The 22,156-nt window shown below is 35.5% G+C and carries 24 protein-coding genes; 21 read left to right on the forward strand and 3 right to left on the reverse strand.

Features of this window, described 5'->3' with window-relative positions; genetic code table 11:
* The first annotated feature begins 9 nt into the window (after positions 1-9).
* Genes ACN1CN_RS20595 through ACN1CN_RS20610 form a run of 4 tightly spaced genes read left to right on the forward strand, consistent with a single transcriptional unit; the run spans position 10 to position 3,406 of the window.
* Positions 10-1,017: a hypothetical protein gene (locus ACN1CN_RS20595; protein ID WP_419137277.1), complete on the forward strand. Its 1,008-nt coding sequence runs from the start codon at positions 10-12 to the stop codon at positions 1,015-1,017.
* Between the two features lie 4 nt (positions 1,018-1,021).
* Positions 1,022-1,363 carry a DUF4280 domain-containing protein gene (locus ACN1CN_RS20600; protein WP_419137279.1) on the forward strand — a complete coding sequence of 114 codons (342 nt, stop codon included), beginning with the start codon at positions 1,022-1,024 and terminating at the stop codon, positions 1,361-1,363.
* Between the two features lie 11 nt (positions 1,364-1,374).
* Positions 1,375-2,589, forward strand: a complete 1,215-nt coding sequence (locus ACN1CN_RS20605) for a hypothetical protein (RefSeq protein WP_419137281.1) — start codon at positions 1,375-1,377, stop codon at positions 2,587-2,589.
* Positions 2,590-2,641: 52 nt separating this feature from the next.
* Positions 2,642-3,406: a hypothetical protein gene (locus tag ACN1CN_RS20610; RefSeq protein ID WP_419137283.1), complete on the forward strand. Its 765-nt coding sequence runs from the start codon at positions 2,642-2,644 to the stop codon at positions 3,404-3,406.
* Between the two features lie 55 nt (positions 3,407-3,461).
* Here ACN1CN_RS20610 and ACN1CN_RS20615 read toward each other — a convergent pair whose 3' ends face one another.
* Complete coding sequence (locus tag ACN1CN_RS20615) at positions 3,462-4,265, reverse strand: XRE family transcriptional regulator (protein WP_419137285.1); 804 nt, start codon at positions 4,263-4,265, stop codon at positions 3,462-3,464.
* Positions 4,266-4,548: 283 nt separating this feature from the next.
* Here ACN1CN_RS20615 and ACN1CN_RS20620 point away from each other — a divergent pair, with 283 nt between their 5' ends.
* The 17 genes from ACN1CN_RS20620 to ACN1CN_RS20700 all read left to right on the forward strand — a co-directional run bounded on the left by ACN1CN_RS20620 (position 4,549) and on the right by ACN1CN_RS20700 (position 18,484).
* Entirely contained in the window at positions 4,549-5,124 is a 576-nt protein-coding gene (locus ACN1CN_RS20620; RefSeq protein ID WP_419137287.1) for a hypothetical protein, read from the forward strand.
* Between the two features lie 93 nt (positions 5,125-5,217).
* Positions 5,218-5,397, forward strand: a complete 180-nt coding sequence (locus tag ACN1CN_RS20625; RefSeq protein WP_264524815.1) for a hypothetical protein — start codon at positions 5,218-5,220, stop codon at positions 5,395-5,397.
* Positions 5,398-5,684: 287 nt separating this feature from the next.
* A complete protein-coding gene (locus ACN1CN_RS20630) occupies positions 5,685-7,016 on the forward strand; it encodes a DUF2586 domain-containing protein (protein WP_419137289.1) in 1,332 nt (443 codons plus the stop codon).
* A 138-nt stretch (positions 7,017-7,154) separates the two neighbouring features.
* On the forward strand, positions 7,155-7,580 hold the full coding sequence (locus ACN1CN_RS20635; RefSeq protein ID WP_035684757.1) for a hypothetical protein: 426 nt from the start codon (positions 7,155-7,157) through the stop codon (positions 7,578-7,580).
* Positions 7,581-7,937: 357 nt separating this feature from the next.
* On the forward strand, positions 7,938-8,282 hold the full coding sequence (locus ACN1CN_RS20640) for a hypothetical protein (protein WP_419137292.1): 345 nt from the start codon (positions 7,938-7,940) through the stop codon (positions 8,280-8,282).
* Between the two features lie 36 nt (positions 8,283-8,318).
* Positions 8,319-10,499: a zincin-like metallopeptidase toxin domain-containing protein gene (locus tag ACN1CN_RS20645; RefSeq protein WP_419137294.1), complete on the forward strand. Its 2,181-nt coding sequence runs from the start codon at positions 8,319-8,321 to the stop codon at positions 10,497-10,499.
* Between the two features lie 3 nt (positions 10,500-10,502).
* On the forward strand, positions 10,503-10,814 hold the full coding sequence (locus ACN1CN_RS20650; RefSeq protein ID WP_419137296.1) for a hypothetical protein: 312 nt from the start codon (positions 10,503-10,505) through the stop codon (positions 10,812-10,814).
* Positions 10,815-11,204: 390 nt separating this feature from the next.
* A complete protein-coding gene (locus tag ACN1CN_RS20655) occupies positions 11,205-11,687 on the forward strand; it encodes a M15 family metallopeptidase (protein ID WP_419137298.1) in 483 nt (160 codons plus the stop codon).
* A gap of 4 nt (positions 11,688-11,691) precedes the next feature.
* On the forward strand, positions 11,692-12,162 hold the full coding sequence (locus ACN1CN_RS20660; RefSeq protein ID WP_419137300.1) for a hypothetical protein: 471 nt from the start codon (positions 11,692-11,694) through the stop codon (positions 12,160-12,162).
* 4 nt (positions 12,163-12,166) lie between these two features.
* Positions 12,167-12,499 carry a hypothetical protein gene (locus ACN1CN_RS20665; RefSeq protein ID WP_419137302.1) on the forward strand — a complete coding sequence of 111 codons (333 nt, stop codon included), beginning with the start codon at positions 12,167-12,169 and terminating at the stop codon, positions 12,497-12,499.
* Positions 12,500-12,722: 223 nt separating this feature from the next.
* Entirely contained in the window at positions 12,723-13,010 is a 288-nt protein-coding gene (locus ACN1CN_RS20670; RefSeq protein WP_264524824.1) for a hypothetical protein, read from the forward strand.
* Complete coding sequence (locus tag ACN1CN_RS20675; protein WP_264524825.1) at positions 12,997-13,299, forward strand: hypothetical protein; 303 nt, start codon at positions 12,997-12,999, stop codon at positions 13,297-13,299. Before ACN1CN_RS20670 ends, ACN1CN_RS20675 begins: the two co-directional genes overlap by 14 nt.
* A 169-nt stretch (positions 13,300-13,468) precedes the next feature.
* Complete coding sequence (locus tag ACN1CN_RS20680) at positions 13,469-14,515, forward strand: hypothetical protein (RefSeq protein WP_419137304.1); 1,047 nt, start codon at positions 13,469-13,471, stop codon at positions 14,513-14,515.
* Positions 14,516-14,530: 15 nt separating this feature from the next.
* Entirely contained in the window at positions 14,531-15,190 is a 660-nt protein-coding gene (locus tag ACN1CN_RS20685; RefSeq protein WP_419137306.1) for a hypothetical protein, read from the forward strand.
* 53 nt (positions 15,191-15,243) lie between these two features.
* Positions 15,244-17,457 carry a fibronectin type III domain-containing protein gene (locus ACN1CN_RS20690; protein WP_419137308.1) on the forward strand — a complete coding sequence of 738 codons (2,214 nt, stop codon included), beginning with the start codon at positions 15,244-15,246 and terminating at the stop codon, positions 17,455-17,457.
* 73 nt (positions 17,458-17,530) lie between these two features.
* Positions 17,531-17,995, forward strand: a complete 465-nt coding sequence (locus ACN1CN_RS20695; RefSeq protein WP_291287030.1) for a hypothetical protein — start codon at positions 17,531-17,533, stop codon at positions 17,993-17,995.
* Positions 17,996-18,013: 18 nt separating this feature from the next.
* On the forward strand, positions 18,014-18,484 hold the full coding sequence (locus ACN1CN_RS20700) for a phage holin family protein (protein WP_419137310.1): 471 nt from the start codon (positions 18,014-18,016) through the stop codon (positions 18,482-18,484).
* 111 nt (positions 18,485-18,595) lie between these two features.
* Here the strand turns inward: ACN1CN_RS20700 and ACN1CN_RS20705 are convergent, their stop codons facing one another.
* The gene (locus ACN1CN_RS20705; RefSeq protein ID WP_419137312.1) at positions 18,596-20,863 is read right to left on the reverse strand and encodes a DUF5074 domain-containing protein; all 2,268 of its coding nucleotides are present in this window, start codon (positions 20,861-20,863) and stop codon (positions 18,596-18,598) included.
* Positions 20,864-20,885: 22 nt separating this feature from the next.
* Positions 20,886-22,097, reverse strand: a complete 1,212-nt coding sequence (locus tag ACN1CN_RS20710) for a cell surface protein (RefSeq protein ID WP_419137313.1) — start codon at positions 22,095-22,097, stop codon at positions 20,886-20,888.
* Positions 22,098-22,156 lie beyond the last annotated feature (59 nt).

The raw sequence follows: 22,156 nt of genomic DNA on the forward strand, positions 1-22,156 counted from the left end.
AACACAAAAATGGGAAACATAACCGATCTTATCAAAGATGTCGCCAGTAAAAATCAAATTATTGAAACCTTTGCGGCAAAAGTCATCGAAATAAATAAAGAAACAACATCTCCCCACAATACTGAGGATGCCTATACGGTAAACATTATGCGAGCCGATGGCGCCGTTATTAAAAATGTACGACTTAAGGCCTCAATTCTGGATTTGGAACAGGGAATTATTACCATACCCAAAAAAGACAGCTGGGTTTTGGCCTCAATCATAGACGGAATTGAAACCAGGGCTTTTATTTCACAGTTTTCTGAAGTCGAACGAGTAATGGGGAGAATTGAGGCTACAAGCGATCCCAAGTTATTTCTGGATTACAGTGCCAATGGTAATAACATACATGTTCGCTATATAAAAACGGATGCAAAAGCCGAAACCGATGAAACCAAAATCATTGATATCGCTAAAATTGAATTTGACAAGGACAAAAATTTTAAAATTAGCTATTTTAATGAGGATGAAAAAACCTTAGCCTCGACACTCTTTACTCCTGATAGTCTAACTACAACTTTTAATTCGATAGAGAACAAAGAAGCACAAGAACGCTTGAATTTAACCTTAAAAAAAGATCAGGTATCTGTTCAATTTACAAATGAAACGGGGAAATTAAGAAACCAAACTACAATATCGCCTACAGAAACCAATTTTTCTTTAAACGACGAACAAGGTGTTCAAAAACAAAAAACTACACTAACTAAGGATAGTATAGAAAATGTTTTTCTCAATGGTGAAAACATACTTTCAAGAGCCAGTTTAACCGAACTGCGTTCTGTTGTGACTTTAGGAGATAATATTTCATGGGTAAGTAAAGACAAATTAGAATTAAAATCAAAAGACAGCTTGTTTACAATTGATGCTAACGGAATTTTATTCGACTCAAAAAAAAGCATAACCATCAAAGGAGACTCTATAAAAATCGAAGCTGCTGCAAATACAACCATTAGTGGCGACTCTGTAAACATAAACTAATCTTATGGCCGAATATTTAACAAATGGAGCAAAACTAAAATGCTCCGCCGGACAACTTGAAACCGATTTTGTGGTTAGTAATGCTAAAAAAGTTTTAATCCAAAACAAAGCTGCAGGTAACGAAACTGACAATAAAATAATCCAAAATGTTCCTGTTTTTGGTCCCTGCAAACTGCAACCAAACGGCTCTAACTTCTTTCCCTGCAATACAAATCCGGCAACATTACAATGGCAGGCCTGTAAAAATGATGTTACTATAGGCGGTACAAAAGCTGTAGTTGATACTTCATTTCTAACTTGTAGTGTTGGAGGCATCATAAAACCATCCGATTCCGGTCAAAAATAAAAACACAGCTCATGGGAAAAGTCAAAACAGGATACATCAAGGAGTATAACACCCCTCCAAAATCTGATGCAAAAAACGCCGAATTTTTAGTTTATTTTAGAGAAACCAGCAGTTACAATGGTGGCTTCGGAATTGATTATATGAGCGGAGAACCTCAACGATTCAAAAATGATGGTTCAGAAATAAGGTATAAAAATACAATAGAATCCGGTAATTGGGCAGACTTTGAAAAATTATACAATCCTTCAAAAATATACAATCTGCCCTATTATAGTTCCTGGATTAGTATGTACAAAGACAACTTTACGGTTACCGGCGAACAGGTAAAACTAACCCTATATATCGATAAAGGATCTGGAAACTGGGACAATAAAGGAATCATAGACGAAATTGTAATGGCGCCAAAAGATGGTTTGAGTTTTGTTCCCGACAGGCTTCCTGCAAAAACCGCTCACGAAAAAGAGATTACAGTGTTTTGCAATACCGAACTGACTGGTGATTATCTATACGAAGTTAAAGATCAAAACGGGAACGTTATCGGATTGCTCAACTTTTGTAAAAACAATAGCAGTCAGCAAAAAAAGATTAATGTAAGATTGGTAAATGTTAAACTTTTTGGTGTCGAAACCTTTAGCACAAATCTTGTTCAAATACAAAAATGGCTGGCAAAGGAAGGTCTTAATCAGGCAATGGTAAACGCGAATTTTAGTACTGCAGTTGAAGAACTTGATCTGTCCCTCCCAAAATACGCCGCAGCTATTAATTCAACACGAACGGTTGGTGGCAGAATTCAGGATTACATTTCCAACTATGATTTATTACTTGAAACAATTGAAAAAAATGATACCAGCGGCAATGCCAAAGTACTTACCTATTATTTTATAAATAAAGATGCCGTTGACGGCGGTTACGATCCCGAAACTGGTGCTCCTAAGGGATGGCTCAACGGAATGGGGTCTCCTTCACCTAAAAAATCTGTTCTTATATTTAATAAAACAAACAGTCTGGGATACAAAAAAGGTACAATTGTACACGAAGGATTACACACGATGGGGCTCCCCCATTTTTTCAATAATGGTCCTGGTTTTGGGAATGGTAAATTCTACTTCAAAAAATGGGAAACAGACAATATTATGGATTATTACAGGGCCGGAACATCCGATAAACGCACGCGAATTATAAAATGGCAGTGGGACGAAATTAGAAAAGACAAAACTTTATTGTAGCTTTTTTCAGCAGCATATTGTTTATATTTACGCTTTAATCCAACAAAAAAATATGCGTTTTTATTCTAAAGCTCTACTTTTCCTGCTTATTTTCATCTGGAGTTGTGCCACTAAAAATACGACTAACAAAAAAAAGCAGGGCAGAATCTGGCAAAAAGAATACACAAATTATGTAACTGATCTTCTTGAAAACAAAAAATACGATACCACTTTTATACAAAAACGGTCAGGCAGCATTGATAATATCAAGTTTAAAAGTGAATCCTTCTACAAGAATCAATTTGTAAATGATGCCAAAGGAGTTAAATACATACATACTGTAGCGCTAAATCATGACCTGGTTACTATTGTAAATCGCATCGATTCTTTAGGGAATGTAATAACTCAAAACATCTATTCTGTAAGGTCTCCAAAATACGATAGTAAATTATCTTATACTCTTTCAAAAAACAAAGTTCAGTTTGGAGTTGACGGCTACCCTATAAAAATAGAGGATGTAATTGAAATATTTGCTACACGAAAAAAAATACAAAAATCTGAATTTGGAATTTTTAATAATGCCCTCAAATTAGATCCGGAATATAGCCTAATCAATGAGGGAGTTTGCTTTTTTGAAAAATCAGGAGTTTGGTCGATACAGTATATGACAAGCGTTGGAGCAGTATTAAAACAAGGAAAGGAAGCCTGGGTAATGACTATAGATGCAAAAACAGGAAACATCCTCGAGGATGTAAAATGTACCATCACAGGAGAGACTTACAGATTACCTGAAAGTTATTTAAAATATAAAGACGGCTACTTTAGACCTCAAAAATAAATAGCCGACAAACTATAAAAAAACTGCAACAGATTGTTGCAGTTTTTTTGTTTCTCTAGTTTTGCTTTTTTCTCAAAGTCTCTTCCAGTTCAAAGAACTTACTCTCGAGAGTATGAAGTTTTTCATAAATATTAATCGGGTCCGGCATTTGTTTTGAGGCATACATACTGGCATACCAAACTTCCAGAATATCTTCGGCATAAATAGAATACATCGGGTAATTTCCGTCTCTGTTATCTGATTTAAGGATTAATTTTCCGCTTTCTCTAATTCGGTTTAAAACCCTTTTCACTACTACTCCGTCATTTTTACTGATAATAACATAAATTCTTCCGTCTAAAATATCATCAAAATTGTCAACATATTTCCCAAAAAGATAATCTCCGTCATGTATGGTGGTTGACATTGAATTTCCTTTAATTTCAAAACACCTGTAAGTCCCGTTTTTTAACATTGGCATACTGAACGAAGGTAACGTTTCCATATATTCCGGATCCGAATAGCCGTCTAAATAACCCGCACGGGCCTTAACCCCAACAAAATTAATATTCTCCTCTCCGTCTTCATTTACGGTTATGATTTTTGGTAAATTTAATCCAACAACATCACTATTTGTTTTGGCAACAAAAATCTCTTCGCTTTCTCCAAAGAAATACTCCGGATTTACATTGCAATGGGTAATAATACTTTGAAGCAAATCAAAACCTGGTTTGGTTCTTTTCCTCTCCCCGTCAGACTGCAATCTTCCAATCGTGATACTGTCTATTGTAGTGCTGGTCACTCCTATTAACTTCGCGAATGAGTTATTGTTTAACTTCATTTCGTCTATAATACGTTTTATTTTAGCATGTATCTCCATGATGTAGTTGTATTTGTTATTTTATGTAATATGTTTAAAACACTTCACACATTCCACTATATGTTGCAAAACTAAATAATATATAACAAATAATTGCATTCTTTTAAGTATTTTTTATATAACTACTAATTTTAAAGACATTTGCAGGTTGTTTCTTATTGTATTACTCGAATATTACACAGAAAAACACCAATCATATTACTGAAACTATTGCATTTTTTATTGTAATATGTTGTATAATTTAAAACATATGTTGTATATTTGTCAAAAAATAATCCATCATATGATTTTAAAAGACTTTTATAACGAGAAAAAAAACGCAATTCAGTCAGCCTTTACAGCTGATGCGCCAACAGTACAACTTTACAGTGATGCTATTTTTAAAACTTCTATTGAAACACCAGTAGTAATGTTTAAATACGACAACATAAACTGGGAAACATCTTCTGAAAAGAATTACAAAGCCGACGTTTCTTTTTGCCTGTATATTGTATTGCCCGTCGACACTATTTCTTCAACAAGTTATGCAAATGCATTTGATATTGCACAGCGTATTGACAAAGCAGTATTGTCGAACAACAATAGCAACAGCCATATTGACAGCAATTCAACATTTAAAATAAAAGAAAAGCAATGTACAAATGAACATACCTACTGGAACAAAAACGACTATTTCATTTGGGAGATCACTTATAAAACAACCCTGATCGAAAATACATTAAAAAAGAAATACATCCTTTTTAATAATGGATTAAGCAACGAAGCTCTGGAAGATTTAGGATACGATTTAACTTCAGACATTATCTCCATAAATCCAAATCAGGTGAAAGGAGAAATAGATTTAAATACCACACCCTAAACAAGAACTGCGGCAATCAAAAGTACTCAATAACAAACCGATAACTAAGAAGCATATTACCAAAAACGAATCCTTACCACTAAACTCCCACAAATGAAAAGAAGCAGAACCCTATTAGACAAAAGAAGAGAATACGTTATTAACTATCTAAATAGAAATCAGGCTAAACAAATGAAAGTTGTGGTTTCGGAACTTTCCGATACTTTGTTCTTAACAGAACGCACTATTTACACGATTATAAATGAAGGATTGTCTTTAGAAGCCAGAGCCTAACCTACTGAAACTACTGGCTTTGACAATCAAAAAACTTGGAAAAACGACCTTTGAGCCTTAAATTTGCACTTGCCCGCAGACCACAAACTTACCCGACAATTCAGGGCAAAAACCAAATACTATTGACCGTCCAAAAGCACTTATTCTAGTCTTTGGATTCCGGATTACGAATACCCTTTCAACAAAAATAAACAACTGACACTAACAAGTTTAACCACTTGTTACAGCTCCCCTTTTGCCTTTTATTAAGCAAAAAACAAATTTTAAACATTTAAACATTCTATATTATGAGTACATTAAACGATGTAGTGATTACCAAATTATCAGGCGGATTAGGAAGAAGAACTCCGGAACAGGACATGGTTTCAGGATTGCTTTTTGACGGAGCTGCAACTGCAAAATTAGCATTAGACAAAATAGCACGTCTGGCTTCATTAGAAGATGCAGAGACTCTAGGAATTACAGCTGATTATGATGTGTACGGGCAATCGGCTTATTATCAAATTCAACAATTTTTCAGGATGAATCCTTCCGGAGACTTGTATATTATGGCCACTAAAGGAGATTCTTACGAAACTGTAGTTGGAAAGGCGATGGCTATGCAGGAACAAGCAAACGGAAATATTCGTCAAATGGCAATTATTTTTTCCGGAACCACCACATTTACACAAACAGAGGCTGCTGCAAAAAAAGCACAAACACAAGCAGCTCTTGCTTACAAAGATTTCATGCCATTTGAAATCATTTTAGAAGGAAAAGGGTTTGATTCTGAAACCGCTTCCAATTTGGCTGAGTTAAACGCAGAAAATGTATCTGTTGTAGTGGCTATGGATGTTGAGAAAGCTTTTGAGCAAAAATTATTTCAAAAAGGTGCCACAACAGAAAATGACAAACTTTATACTTTAGCTGCAAAAGAACGTTTAGTTGAAGTAAAAAATTCTTCCAATCTTTATAACGTAAGTGATGATAAAGGTTTGAAACAGGCAAACGGGGTCAATCTGGAATTCACTTTCAAAGATGTATACAAAAACACAGCTGCTGTCGGACTAGCATTAGGAGCAGTATCCAGAGCAAAAGTATCCGAAAACATTGCCTGGATCGAAAAATTCAATCTTACTGGCGAAGGTTTTGCCAAAGCAGGTTTTATAGGCGGAAAAGAAATTAAAACATTAGGAACTTTAAGCACTTTAAACGAAAAAAGATACATTTTCGTAAAAACACACACGGGCTTATCTGGTGTTTATTTCAACGACAGCCACACTTGTTCTACAGGTACCTCTGACTTTGCTTATGTAGAAAACAACCGTACCATCAACAAAGCAACCCGTTTATTGCGTACCGCTTTATTGCCAAAATTAGCTTCTCCGGTTTTAGTTGATATTGACGGAAAACTACCTCAATCTGTTTCAAAAAGCTTTGAAGGATTATGCAGAAGCGCCTTAGAAAACATGGTTGCCAATCAGGAAGTTTCAGCTTTTGATGTTTATGTTGATCCTAAACAAAACATTCTGGCAACTTCAGAATTGAAAGTGAAAGCCGAAATTACGCCAGTTGGAACTGCCCGTAAAATCAAAGTTGACTTAGGTTTCAAAAATCCTTTTGGAATCGATAAGGCATAATTTGCTTTATTTCTTAGCATTCAAGAACAATAAAATTTCACAAACGATACCGCCATTTCAATTGTCCCGAACAAGAACGGGATAAAGACATAGCTCCTAAGCGTTATCAGAATTATAAAAAAACAAATCAAGATACATATGAACAAATTACCATTAATTAACGGACAACAACACAGCTGGTCATCAATTGAAGTAAGCATTGCGGGTAACATCGTTACCGGTATTACCGCTGTAAACTATAGTGACTCAGTATCTAAAGAAAACCATTACGGAGCCGGAGATATGCCTGTACACAGAGGTAGAGGAAAATATGAGGCAAAAGCTTCCATTACTTTATACAACTACGAAGTAGAAGCCATTTTGGCCGCTTTACCAAAAGGACAAAGATTGCAGGATATTAACCCATTCAGCATCATTGTAAGTTATCTGGACGATAGCAACGAAGTCATCACACATACGGTAAGAAACTGCGAGTTTAACTCAAACAGCAGAGGAATTAGCCAGGGAGACACCAAAATTGCGGTTTCTTTTGACTTAATCTGTTCTCATGTTGAATGGAATTAATCCTCCTGATCAATTCCTAAAATTATAATGCCCTTTCCCTGTCTCTAAAACCGACTAAAAAGAGAAACCCAATATCAACTGCGTTATGCAAAAAAGGAGTTCAAAAGAACATGATTTTTGCCAGCAAACTTATTCTACACGCTCTTTATTAGTCCGTTTTAAACAGGGATTCTTCTTCAGGAGGCTGCCTTGAGCTTATTCAACCCCAAAACAATAACTCAGGCAGCCTCTTTTTTACACCCTTAAATAATTCAGTTTCTATAAAACGCAGAAACTAAATCGGTCGGTTCCTCTAACCGCCTTCCCTAAATCTGACACCAACCACCCTATCATAAAAACAAATAAAAAGTCTCAAAAATGGAAATAGAAAAAACAAAAAACATCGACATTCTTGACGGAAACATTACACAGGCACAATTGAATCAGTGGAAATACAAACATAAAAAAGTAGTGAAACTAACCATTGCAGATGACGACGGAACCATTTTGTTTGCCTATTTCAAAAAACCGGATATCAGCATTCGTTCCGCCGTACTGCAAGCCTCCAAAATGGACGAATTTAAAGCACTCGAAGTATTATTCAAAAACTGTTATCTGGGCGGTGATGCCAAAATCGAGCAGGAAGACGATTTACGTCTCAATATTACCACAGCCTTCTCCGATCATATCCAGCCGAAACCTGTTAAAGTCGAGATTTTGTAACACCTGCCCATTTGCCATACCATAAAATACTAAAAAATGATTACTAAAAACCATACTATAGAACTAAAAGATACCAGCGTTTCTGAAATGGCACGTTTTAGGCAAATTATGCTTGGTATTTGGAGTCAGCAAAAGGAGGATGATAAAAATACCGGGGAAATGCTGAGGTATTTTGAAAATTCACACCTAAATAGGACTGCACATTTTGTAACATTAAATCATGTCATAGAATGTATTAAAAAGAAAGTTGGCAACATTTATCCAAACACCTCTCTTAGTACTTTTCTTGGATATGAAATGAGCACCCCTGACACAGCAGGAAGTATAAATTATACCGATAGCCAGGGAGCTCAAAAACAAGGCGGAGTATCTTTAGAATGGAACACTTTCAATGGGATAAATTTGGTACGAAACACTTTTAGACCGGCTATCGATATTGGCGAACATCACACCGATTTTACGTTAACAATTTTTGATCATAATCTAAAAGAAGTTGCTTTCAAATTTACAGTTCATGATTTTGATATTTTTATTTCTCTTTTTGATTTGTTAGGAATTGTAATTACCAGCGATGATCAGGTAATTATTGATCTGTATCTTAAAAAGATAAAAGAAGCCAATAATAACCCTAACAAATTAGATGTAATTTACGAATCGCTTCCAAGAACTTTATTTGGCAGAATGAATGATGAAGAATTGTATAAACATCTTTATTTGATTTTAAACGATATATCATTTTTAGAAGGTACATTAACGCCTACAAACTTTGACACAAACGAAGACAAAGCCGTTTTACATATTCTTTATGCGATAAAAGACAGAGCACTTTTATACAATACGCTTCGTAATACTGAATTATTATTTAAAATCTATAAAAAACTTCATGGTGCAGAAATACAAGATTTACTTCGCTTTTTAACTCATCTTGTAACTGAATTTGATAGTTCAAAACCAAAGGATACTGTATATTTTGACAACAGTTACTATTTGTTTAGAGATACACATGTAAAAACAGATTGGTCTGCAGGGAAAATCACAATAAATAATTATAAAAACGAAACCAAACTAATTGGAAAAGCAAGGCAGGCACGTAATCCAAAAGAATTGGACAAAATGTATCCTCCAGGAGTTGAAGAAGTACACAATACCCGATATTTCATTCCTAATAAGGCCTTTAATCCGTTAGCGAAATTAAATTTCGGTACAAAACTAGGCGATGTAGGCGAGCAAGTCGGCGATGAGAATACTTTTGTTATTGCCTTAAAACTCCACAACATGGCTACAAAACAGTCCAATTGGGATTTATTTAATGTCGCTACCGATTTATTGAGTTTATTATCTGCTTATGGTGCGTTGCGTGTTGTGCTGGCAAAAGGAGCGCCCATCGCGGCAAGAGCACTTGCGGGAACTGTTTTAGCAAAAGATGCCACTCATTATATCATGTTAAGCAATGGCACATTAGAAAAATGGCATGAAAACGGTTATAGCTGGTTAGCCAATCTTTGGATTGCTTTTAGCGTAACAGTAGATCTTGCTTCTTTTGGATTGCCTAATCTATCCAAAATAGCAAAAGAAGGAAAAGCCGCCTCAGAATTAGCCGAAACAGCGGAAGATGCAAAAGAAATAAAAAGAGTTGCTGATGAAGCAAATAGAATCGTAGAAGCAGAAACGGGGAAAGATATTTCTAAGATGTCTGACAAAGAATATGAGGACTTTTTTGATTATTTAGCAAATTGGGAAGGCAATCCTCAAAAAACCAAAGTAGGTCTTTTCGGGGCAAAAAAACTAAATAGAAGAGAAATTGCCGAATATAAAGCAAAAATAAATGTAATTTCGGAAGGTAAAGCGAAACTAGTTATAGTCTCTGATAGTCATAAATCAATAAAAAAAGGTAAACAAGCGGGATTTAATGCATATTCTAGTACAATTTATGTCAAAAGAGGTTTTACTGAATTCGAAATTTTTCATGAATACAAACACTTAGAAGAGTGCATAAAAATAGGAAAATACGAATATCTTAAAGGAGCCAAAGACATAAGTGGAGACCTAACTCTAGATTTAATTAGAACTTATAAAAGAGAAAAATATGTTTTTGATGAAATAATGAAAAATAAAACTAAATTTAATGAAGCGCAAATAAATGATGCAAAAAGCTACATAAATAATATAATTGAAGACTGTACTAAACAGAATATTGATGTAACAAAAGTAAAATAATCTATGACTATAAAAGAGCAAATAATTCAAAACTTAAAAAGTTGGATAGAGAAAACAAACGTAATTTCATATGATAAAGATATCGGTTTGCGATGCAGAGATAAAGAGGTTACAGAATTAAGAGATGGGAAAACAAAAAAAGAAGTTTACATTGTCTCTTTTAAAACAGAAAGTGATATAGAATATGATCAAAATGGGGAAATAACTTCCTTATTCGAAGGAATGTATTGCTTTGCTTATTTTGATGCTGAAAATTTAGAATTACTCTATATTCATAAAAAAATAGGATATATTGAAGTTGACGGTTCTTATTAATGTATTAACTTCAACTTTCAATCCATTAAACACCCCTTTTTCCAGAATAGAAAAACGGGTGTTTTTTTATCATTTATTTTCATTTTCATCTGCAATATGAAACTATAAAAACCACACAAAGCCCTACTGAAACTACTGACTTACAAAGTTATAATATTTTCAAAACACACTGTTTCAGCGTATTTTTACAGTGTTCTTAAAAGCCCTCGCACCACCAAATTTCCCTTCCTAAAAAGGAATATTTTCAGGATTTATTTAAGGTATTCTTTCAGTCTTAAATAAATTAAAAAACACAATTCCCCTTATCGAATATTGAATACCATGATTGTTTTTTAATAATCAGAAGAGGCTTTTTATGCTTAAAAATTAAAATCATTAATACATACCAATATGGATCAAACCACAAAAAAACACATTGATTTGCTTCATCCTACTGTTCGGGAAGAAGTTGCTAAAATTATCGAAGAATGTGATCTTGCCTTAACCGGAAGAGCAAAAGTGCGCATTACTCAAGGACTCAGATCTTTTCAGGAGCAGGAAGACCTTTATGCTTTTGGCCGAACCAAACCCGGGAAAAAAGTAACCAATGCCAAAGGCGGACAATCGATTCACAATTATGGCTTTGCGGTTGATATCTGTCTCATCATAGATGGCAAAACGGCTTCCTGGGATACGGTAAAAGACTGGGATAATGACCAAATTTCGGATTGGCAGGAATGTGTGAAAATTTTCACTAAGTACAATTGGAACTGGGGCGGAGATTGGAAAACTTTTAAAGACCTTCCGCATTTTGATAAAAAAGGATACAGCGACTGGAAAGTACTAAGCAAACTAAAACGAGACCGAAAAAATTATGTAATCTTATACAAATAAACCGATGAAACATATAAAATTAAAACAGCTTGTTTTTTTAATTGCTTTCGCTTTTATCATCTCCTCCTGTACGGCTACAAAAACGGCCCTATTCGATCCCTATTCATATCAAAAACTGATTGCGTTAAAAATTGAGACCGCCAGCCTGATGGGTAAAGCCAACACTCCTTATCCCCTTCATAAAGAACAAATCAACACTTTATTGCTTGAAGTCGAAAAACTGACTGAATACGAAAAAAACAAGCCTTATAACGAAATCACTTTTTTAATGTGGAAAATATTAACCGACAAAGAAAAAAATCTTTTGGCCGGTTTTTTCAAACGATGGGAAACGAAAGGAGTTTTATCTCCAGCTTTTATACAAGAATCCGAAAAACAAGTTTTGCAAGCTCTCGATTTACTGATTCAATACGAAGCCAAAAAAGACAAAGAGTCAAAAGAGGCACTTATCTATTTAATCAACAGCAACACCTAAAACAATGAATAACACTCCATTATTAGAAGAGCTAAAAAGCAAATTAAAAGTTATAATCACCGAAAGTTATAAAGACAACAAATTTGACCTGGAGAAAAATTTGAACCTCTTTTTAGAAACCTCTAAAGAAAAACTGGAACGCTGGATCTTACTTTTTGCTTCCGGAGATTTAAACGAAGAAGAATTAGAATGGCTGCTAAAAAGTCAGTTAAATTTAACGGCATTCGAGACACTTCAAATAGCCGGAATATCAAAAATAAAACTGAATACGATTAAAAACAATATCCTAAAATTGGTTTTTAAAGTGATTACTGACCTCATTATACCGGCTGTCTAAAAAACTCCTTTTCGCCGCTAAAACCAGGAAACAAACACCTGAAAATCAACACAATTACACTTCTCCTCAACTTACTGAAACTACTGATTCGCAGGCCCTAAAATCTTGGTAAAAGGCAAATACCGGCGTATTTTTACAGTATCAAATAAAACAGCCTCTTTTGAGTATGGCGCGCAGATTCAAAAGAGGACTTAATTCATAAAACAACAAAAAATAACGACAAATGAAAGATTTTATCATAGAAGATGACTTGTTAATTGTAAATGGAGATTTCTTCATTAAAGATGCCGATCAGCAAAACATAGAGCATCTATTGTTAAGTCAGAAAGGAAGTTATAAAGAGTTTCCTATTCTGGGAGTAGGAATTAAAAAATACATCAACAGCCCGGATGCAACCTCCAGGCTAAGACTGGAAAACGAAATAGACAAACAATTATCGTACGACAACTTTTATGTAAAAACATTAGATGTTAACGATTTACAAAACATTAGAATCGATGGAAACTATTAAACCACAGGAAAACCAAAACATTTTTGATCTCTCTTTACAGGAATACGGAAGTATAGAAAAAGTATTTGATCTTTTAGAAGACAATGATCAGTTTAACATTACCGAAGATCTTTCGGTATACGAAGATTTAAAAATAGGCAGAGAGGCCTTTAAAAAGGACATTGTAGAATATTACAATTCCCGAAAATTAAAGCCTGCAACTTCTATTACAGATGAAGAACAATATTTACTGGACAATTTCTCCGGTATTGATTATATGATTATTGACGAAGATTTTTTCGTTTATTAATAGCTCTTCTGCTTTACAATTATCTAAAAAAGAGGCAATTAAGCTTTATTTTTTAGAACTCTCTAAAAATAAAACTACTTCTCTGTAGTATTTACACCAAAACATAAACTATTATCTATAAGCATATTACACATGTCTTACAGGCTAAACTATTGTAAAAAATCAAAATATGGCACGTACAATTGCTGAAATACAGAATGAAATTCTGATCGAAAAAGGGAAACAGCCCTCCCTAAATAACCTAACCGATTCAAAAGCGGCTATTTGGAGACTCTGGATCAATATAATGGCTACCGCTATTTGGGTACATGAAAAAATAGTTGAAAAAAATGCCCTGATCTCAAGACCTCATACACTAAACTGGTATCGCGAACAAGCTTTAAATTTTCATTATGGAATGTCGCAAATCTGGAAAGAAGGTGCCTACCGATTTGATACCGCAGGACTTACCGACGCTGAGATTGAAAATTCTAAAATCATAAAACATTGCGCCGTAAGCGAAGTTGACTTAGAAACGGTACTTGATCCGAATAAAAAACCGGAAGAAATATTCTCCGATTATTTTCATAATAAAGTAGGCGTAGTTTTTATAAAAGTAGCTACGGTAAAAGAGGATAAAATTTCGAGAATTGATGTCCCAAATGAGCTTTATGCCTTTAAAGAATATATTGCCAAAATAAAAGATGCTGGAAATCAAATTTTTATAACATCCGATCAGGGCGATATTCTAAAGCTGAATTTGAATGTTTACATCGATCCTTTGACTATTTATATCGACCCAAAAGACATTGAATATTATCAGTTAAAAAGTTTAAGCAGGGAGTTAAAACAAGAGGAACAAAAAAAACTGGCAGATTACGAATTAGCCCACATAAATGATCCTTTAAATCCAAAAAACGGCTCATTGCTATTCGATACAGAGAAATTCCCTGTACTGGAAACTGTTAAAGAACATCTCAAAAACATCGAGTTCAATGGTGCTTTTGTCAAAACCTATCTTGTTGATGCGATTCAAAAAGCGGAAGGTGTCAAAATTCCGGTCCTGACTAAGATTCAAACTTCGGTGGCAAAAAATCCTAGTGATGCTCAGAATCCTTTACCTACAGATGCCACCAACATAGAATATTTCATTCCAAAAGCAGGTTATTTTGATTTGGATACACTTGAGGTTGAGATCAATTATATCCCTTATACTTTTTATCGCGATAACCAATAGTCTAATACATGTACAATGAATAAATACACAATTCTAAAATGGGAAAAGTTATTATTATGGCTCATCCCTCCTATCCTCAGAAAAAAAACACATTTTAACTGGCTCAATGTTTTACTCGCTCCACTTCGTATTATATATGAAGAAACATTGTATAAAATGCAGCATACCGGCCAAGTCATTTATCTGGAAAAAGTATTGAACGAAACCTTTAATCCGACCAAAAGTTACAATCCTAATGCAAGTACAGAACAAAAACGATTAGACCAATTAATTTACATAGATGAATCGGTAAAACCTACGATACAATATGTATACCTGCATAAAGAGTATTTCGAACCAGACAAGGTTTTACCGGATCTCACCATACTAAAAGGGGCCTTAAGGATTCCGTTACTAGAAGTTTTTAAACATGACGAATACAATAACAAAGACAATAAACCGGTTTATCTCGCTCATCGTAAGGATTACACCAAAATTAACTATGCCAATTTCAGAGTCTTTATTCCTGAAAATCTAATCAAGAATCAGACTATTCTTAGCCAGCCAAAGAAAGGCGAAACAGCATCAAACACAGCAGCTATTAATGTGACGGATAGCAAGTATCACAATCTGCTTAACTTTTACAAATTAGCCGGAAAGAGCTATGAAAGTTACGCTTACGGGCCGGAAAAGTAAACAATAGCAACACAAACAACTTAAAAAACAACAGTCCTTTAAATTAATAAAAAATGAAAAAAGTAAATTTTAATCATTCAGGAGGTTTTCCTCTCGAACAGGAAACTTTAGAAAGACTTCAAGCAGCTGATAAATCTGAATTATACGAAGCCTTAAAGGCGCATCTTAGCCTCGATATCGCTTTTAATTATATTTTAGCCTCCCCTAAAAATGGCACAAAAGGCCTGGCAATTATACATCAGAACGAAAAAGATTCTCAAGGCAAAGTAGAAAGGCGCGGAATCTTATACCCTATTAACCCAGGGACTGATGCAGGTTACCTAAAAACTACGCGAAACGGTACCAATTTGGTATATGGCGATGGAACATCTCAAACGGCTTATTTTGATTATGAAGCACAATACATCGGTCAAACCGAATACGATACTGCGGATAAAAGTGGTACCAATAATACTGAATCCTCAACAGTTTATTATTATGAACTGAAAAATTTCAGAAAGGTTATGGATCTTGCAACCCTTGAAGCAATTCTTGCCGGACTGGATAATAGCGTTAAAGCCAATACCAAGGCAATAGGTGAAAACGCCACTGCAATTGGGGAAATAAAACAAAACTATCTTCCTCGTGACGGTTCAAAGTCTATGACAGGAAATTTGACTGTAGATGGAAAGCTCTATTTAAACAATACAAATTCAGCAAACTCTGATGGTTCTATATTAGTACTGGACAGTTCAAATCAGGTTATTAAAGGAAATTCCTTAATCAACCCTTTACTTAACAGTGTCACAGATTTGGTTAACCGTGTTATAGAATTAGAGAAGAAACAAAAATCGGCCATCCCTGAAGGAATGATTGCTATTTGGGGCAAACCGGCGCCATTTCCTGAAGGTTGGATAGAGTATGTAGGCCTTAGAGGAAGAATGCCTTTTGGTCTTAATCCTAATGATTCTGAATTTTCACAATTAGGACATTCCGGAGGAGAAAAAAATAAGAAACTGACAATTGATGAACTTCCAAAAATAAGTCCGGTAAATGGTCGAGCTTTTAGGAAAGGAGGCTCTTGGGGAAGTAATAAAGGAGTAACAATTGGGGATTATGACGGTGGAGATTTTTTAGATGGCGAATTAATAAAACCTTTTGGGGGAGATCAGGAGTTTAGTTTAATGAATCCCTACAAAATTGTTCATTTCATTCAATACGTAGGACTTTCAGGCGACACAACAAAACCCACAAGCCCGACCAATTTAAAGGTATCCGACATTGCTTCTACAAGTTTAACCTTAAGCTGGACTGCGGCAACGGATAATGTCGCTATTGACAAGTATCTCGTCTCTGTAAACAACGGTACAGCAGTCCCGGTAAACGGCAATTTACTTTCCTATAATGTAATCGGATTATCCCCGGGAACATTATATAGTTTTAAAGTCTTTGCACAAGATGCTGCAGGAAATGTATCCAATCCGAGTCTTACGATAAATGAGTCAACAGCACTATTGATCGAAAAACCTTCTTATATTACCTGTTACTCATCGGGAGAGAACAAAATAACAATTGAATGGGATCTTCCACCTCGTTCTAGTGGAGCTTCTTATTATGAGGTATGGAGACGAACGGCGGGCGGAACTTCGGCATTAATTGCGACAAGTTCTAACCTCTCTTATCTTGATACAGGCTCTTATGACACAACTTATTTTTATAAAGTACGAGCAGTTAATAGCTCTGGTAATGTATCAGATTTCACTATTGAAGAATCGGCAACCACAGAACCTAGAGTTATTTCCTGTTTTGATGTAGAATCATTGGTTACAATGGCATCAGGCCAATCTAAAAAACTAAAAAATATTGTAGTTGGCGACAAGCTTCAAGGATTCTCTTTCCCAAATGAGATTGACGAATCTGAAGGTGATTATTTTTTATGGAATGGAAAATTAAATGAAGCTGTCAAAGCAGAAGTAACTGTAGTCAATAAAAGAACCAGTATTCAGCCGGATTACTACGAAATTAAAGCGGCCGATGTTGTCATTAAAGCTACAGGGGAACATCCAATACTAATTACGGAAGATGGTGAAAACCTTAAATGGGTAAGTACTAAAAACGTACTACAAAACATGTCTTTGGTTGATAAACTCGGAAAAACTAAACCTGTCGAATCGATCTTATTCAAAGAAGAGCCACTAGAAGTAGCGCTTTTAGATGTTGAGGAGGTAGACAATTATGTTATTTCAGGAATAGTTGTTCATAACAGTAAACCTGCCGACCCAAGATAATAAAATCCAGTACTCTTTTGGGGAATTTCTTCAAAAGAGTACTTATCCCAAACCTCTTAACCTAAAAAACGCTATGAAAATTGTAAAATTTATTTTTACAGCTTCAGCATTGCTGTGGCTTTTTATAACCATCCTGATCATGGCACAAATAGCGGCCTTGCTAATTCCGATACGCCTTATCTCAAAAAAACATTACACCGAATGGATCCTCTTTACATTTGCCTTAATCTGCTCTTTTGGCGTTTACCCCATTTCTTTTATCTATGCCGCCATCAAATGGAAAGGCTTTCTAAATTATTTAAGAAAACTCAGTTTAAGTATTGATATAAGCGGAAATATGGTCGCCGGGGCCTTACTAAATGATAATTTTATTACCCCCGCTTCCGTCCATAAATTTGGTATTGTCCAGGAAACCATTAGCGATAATTTAGGTGAAAATGAAAGAGACAATACATTATCAATTTTCGGAAAAAGATTTACAAACCTGCTTGGCGTAATTGATTTTGATCATGCCAAAAAATCTATAGTAGAAGATTAACACAAAACCAAAAAAGCGATGATGCATAAAATTTCGGAATATTCAAATGAACTAAAATTAGTACTTTATGGAATTTTTGTCTACTTGGAAATGGATGCAGAAATTGTTAAAGTACTCTTTTATCTAATGGTATTGGACACCTTTTTGGGCGTTGTCAAAACCATAGTGCTAAACAATCCCTTTAGCTTTAAAAAATTAGCGCTGGGATTTGTATCCAAGCTGGCCGTATTGCTGATACCAACAGCTTTGGCGTTAATGAGCAAAGGACTCAATTACAACTTTAAATGGTTTATCACTATCGTAATGGATTTACTGATCGTGAGTGATGGAATTTCAATCATCAGCAATATAATTGCTATAAAAACAAAAAAAGAAGTCGAGAATTTCGACGCAATGACCCTGATTTTAAAATCGATAAGAAATCGTTTGATACAGCTTTTTAAAAGAATCTTAATCACCATTGACCCCAAATATCATGTTGAAGAATAGATTCAGGATACTATGTTCTTTTTATAAAAACAACAATTATAAATTAAAAACCCCTCTTACAAACCGTAAGAGGGGCTATATCTATTCATTTTACATATTACATATCACACCTTACTTCTTAATAAACTTCTGCACATAATTTGCTTTATCAGTCACTATATTGATAATGTACATTCCATTAGCAAAATCGCTAACATTAATCTGGTTGTTATTGATCTGAGTGTTAATTGATTTACCCGAAATATCATAGACTGTTACTTTTAACACTTCGTCTTCCGTTCTAACATTCAATACGTCAGAAACCGGATTAGGATAAATTGCCAGTTCTAATTTCGTAAATTCACCGGTACCTAAATTGCTTGTTGTATTGACTATAATTGATTTTTCAACCCATTTACCATTTGAATTAAAACGAATCACAACGGTTGCATTCCCCAAAGCTTTTGGTGTCAGAACCAGTTCGTCATTCACATTTATTACGGCCGAAACGATCTCTGTATCACTAACTGACTTTACAGATTTTACGATCGCCGCCGATAAGTTATCGGTATCAGAAACTATATTTTTTAAATCGATTACGGTTGGCTCTTTGATTGAAACCTCTGAAGGCAAAGTAGTACTCACTACAGGTGCTGTATTATCCGGAAAAACTGTCGTTCCGGGAAACCAATAGTAGTCGTCTAAAACTTTTGTCTGGATTAAGTTTCCTGTAGCATCAAAAGTATGCACCCAGTTTTTCTGAAAATGCGGTCCAAATCCGTTTTCTGTAGTATTGACAATCAATTCATCCGAAACCGGATCGATACGTAAGGCCGCACCATAAGGAATTTGCTTAAAAGCATCCGTTTGTCCCGGAATGGTTGCAAAATTCTCATTAAAGCTTTTTGAAGCAACATCAAATTTGACAATTTTTGTTCCTGAAGTAAACGAATTAACAGAATTCATCCAATACAAAGCATTCTGTTGAGTACTGTAGGTAAAACTTCCTGCATTCCAGGCTCCCCATGATCCTAAATATTTAGTAGTAGGAATTGCATATTCTGTTAGCGTAAAAGCTGTCGCATTGATATTGATTAGTTTCTGATCCTGAATTCCCCATACACTTCCATCTTTGGCCTGAGCTACTGAGTGGAATTTCCCTGTAATTGTCTTAACCAAAGTATTATTAGCAGGGTCAATTACCAAAACTCCTCCATTTTGCGAAACTGCAAATACGTACTGAGAAGTACGAATCATGTTGCCTATTTGTCCCACACTAGCTGTTCCGGTTATTACAGTTCCCACTTTTAGGTTGGCAATATCAAAAAGAAAAATTCCTTTTGAGGTACCAATATACCCTGTATTTTCGTTCACTCCTACAAAAGAACGTCCGTCTCCTCCTCCGATATTGGCGAATCCGGCAATTTTCTTCATGTTTTGTGCATTGGCAACAACTAACCTGCCGCCGGGGCTGAAATTCTGGTCACTTCCGCTTGCTGCCTGTTTTGAAATAAAATAAAATTTATCGCCATAAACTGTTCCATAACAAGTCGTAACACCAAAAGTTTCATTGTTGTTTGCAGTACTATAAATTCGGTAATTAACGCTACCGTTCTTATTGACAAAATTCAAGGAACCATTAGTGTGCCCAAACCAGTCTTCGTTTACCATAAAATAACCGTTGGTAAAATCAGTCGCCTCTACATAAGGTGCAACGGGGGTAAAGGTTCCCGCAATAGGCAATACATTCTTCGACGGTGCATAATTCCAGACATCCCAGGAACCATTTTCTAAAACACGTGCTGAAGCTCCTGTGCTAATAGAACCGAAATTAGTATCAGCAGGATTTTTTCCCCAATAAGACCATTCACCATTCGTCCATCCGGACTGCCAGTGATCATTCGTATCTATCGCTTTATAGGTATCAAAATCGTAAGCCGTTGTATTCACAAAGCCGTTTGCAGGATAAAGAGGATACGTATAGTCTATGCCTTTATAAAGTCCGATCGTTTTTACTCCGTCCAAATCAAAGCCCAGTCCTCCTACGGTTGCCCCTGTTTGCGTTCCCTTATACAACAGTGCGAAAAAACGACGGTCTGTTTTTAGTATGGCTTTCAACATGTCTTCACCTGTTGCAGTACCGTCCCATCTGAATCCCCAAATTAAGGCATCGGTATTTTTACCATCATTCCACTGCACTACAAATGCTGCTTTATTAGAACCGGTACCTACCCAATACTGAATATCGTCAAAAGTTGTCGCAACCCCCACACTTTTACCAGCCCAATTTTTTGCTGCCGCATTCTGTTTACTATCACGAGAGAATCTGTCTCCCGGTATTACCTGTCCACGCATAAAAAATGCAAAAAGTAACATCAACAACAAGTAATTTTTCTTCATATTATATTTAATTTAAATTCTATTATTTAAGGTATAAGTCATAAGCCCCGGCTACATCTGTAGAAACTTCTCCCAGCCAGCCTGCTTCCTGATTGATTGCGGTGTGTATTTTAACAAAGTCGATTCCCGGAAGTTTCACATATTTTCCGCTTTTGTCTACCGCCCAGGAAATATCGATATTAGAGCCTTCGTCTCCATTTGGTGCATTATCAGCATAGCCAAAATCAAAGCCTTTGCCTACCCAATAACTTCCGGTACCGCTTTGATCGAAATAATTGTCTTTAATTTTGGTTCCTTTGAGCGTATAGGAAGCCTCCGCAATCCATAGTGGATAATAACTTTGTTCGTGAAATCCATTTTTGGTTTTGTATCCTGAACCTCCCTGATTGTCCTCCCATTTAATGTACTGTACATCTGTTTGCCAAAAATCCTGACCTGCAACAGGCTGTTTGTTCGGATCCGGCTTGAAATAGGTGATACTGTAATTCTTCAGGGTTGTGTTTTTAAAGTATTCACTTCCGGCTATTTCGTACCATTCGTCTTCATCGGGTTTTCCGTTTTTATTTTTATCGTAAGCCACCTGAATAATTCCGGGTTCGCAAGATCCTGAACGTCCTTCAGCAGCATCGTTAGCCCAAAAAGCATTTCCGAGAACTTTGAAATCGCGGCCATTCATGTTTGGAATCGTATGGTCGAAACCAAATACAACATAACCTCCAAACCCTCCTAAAGAAATCATTGACGCGTTTGAACCTACAAGCGATTTCTTAGCGGCATTAATCAGATTGCTTTCGGTATTTCCGGATGCATACAGCGGAAGTTCATTAGTAAACTGCCCTACTCCGGGACGAAAATCAAACACATTAGAAATGTACTTGTTATAAGTTCCAGTCTCTTTTGTTACATTGATCGAAGACTGATAGGTTTTTACAACTCCATTGGTCTCCACTTTTAAGGTCAAGGGATAGCTCTTTAAATACGGACTAATAAAATCCAGTTGAAGGCTTTCAGAAATAACAGAATCTTTAATACTCCAGGTTAATTTTGAATTAGCAGACATTTTCAGATCAATGTTCAGTACTTTAAAGCGGTCAATCGTATAGGATTCTTTTAGTGTTTCTCCCGGGTTTTCATTTCCCAAATCCTCTTCCCGATCCGTTCCACAGGAGATAAATCCCAGTAAGAGGGTTAACACTAGTGTGCATTTTAAAAGTGCAAAAGGGGTTCTTTTCATTTTTTTTAATTTTTAATCGTGTAGGATTGCTGAGGTACAGCAAACTAAATTTCTGGTGC

The sequence above is a fragment of the Flavobacterium sp. T12S277 genome, assembly GCF_048514875.1.
In the GTDB taxonomy this organism is placed as follows: domain Bacteria; phylum Bacteroidota; class Bacteroidia; order Flavobacteriales; family Flavobacteriaceae; genus Flavobacterium.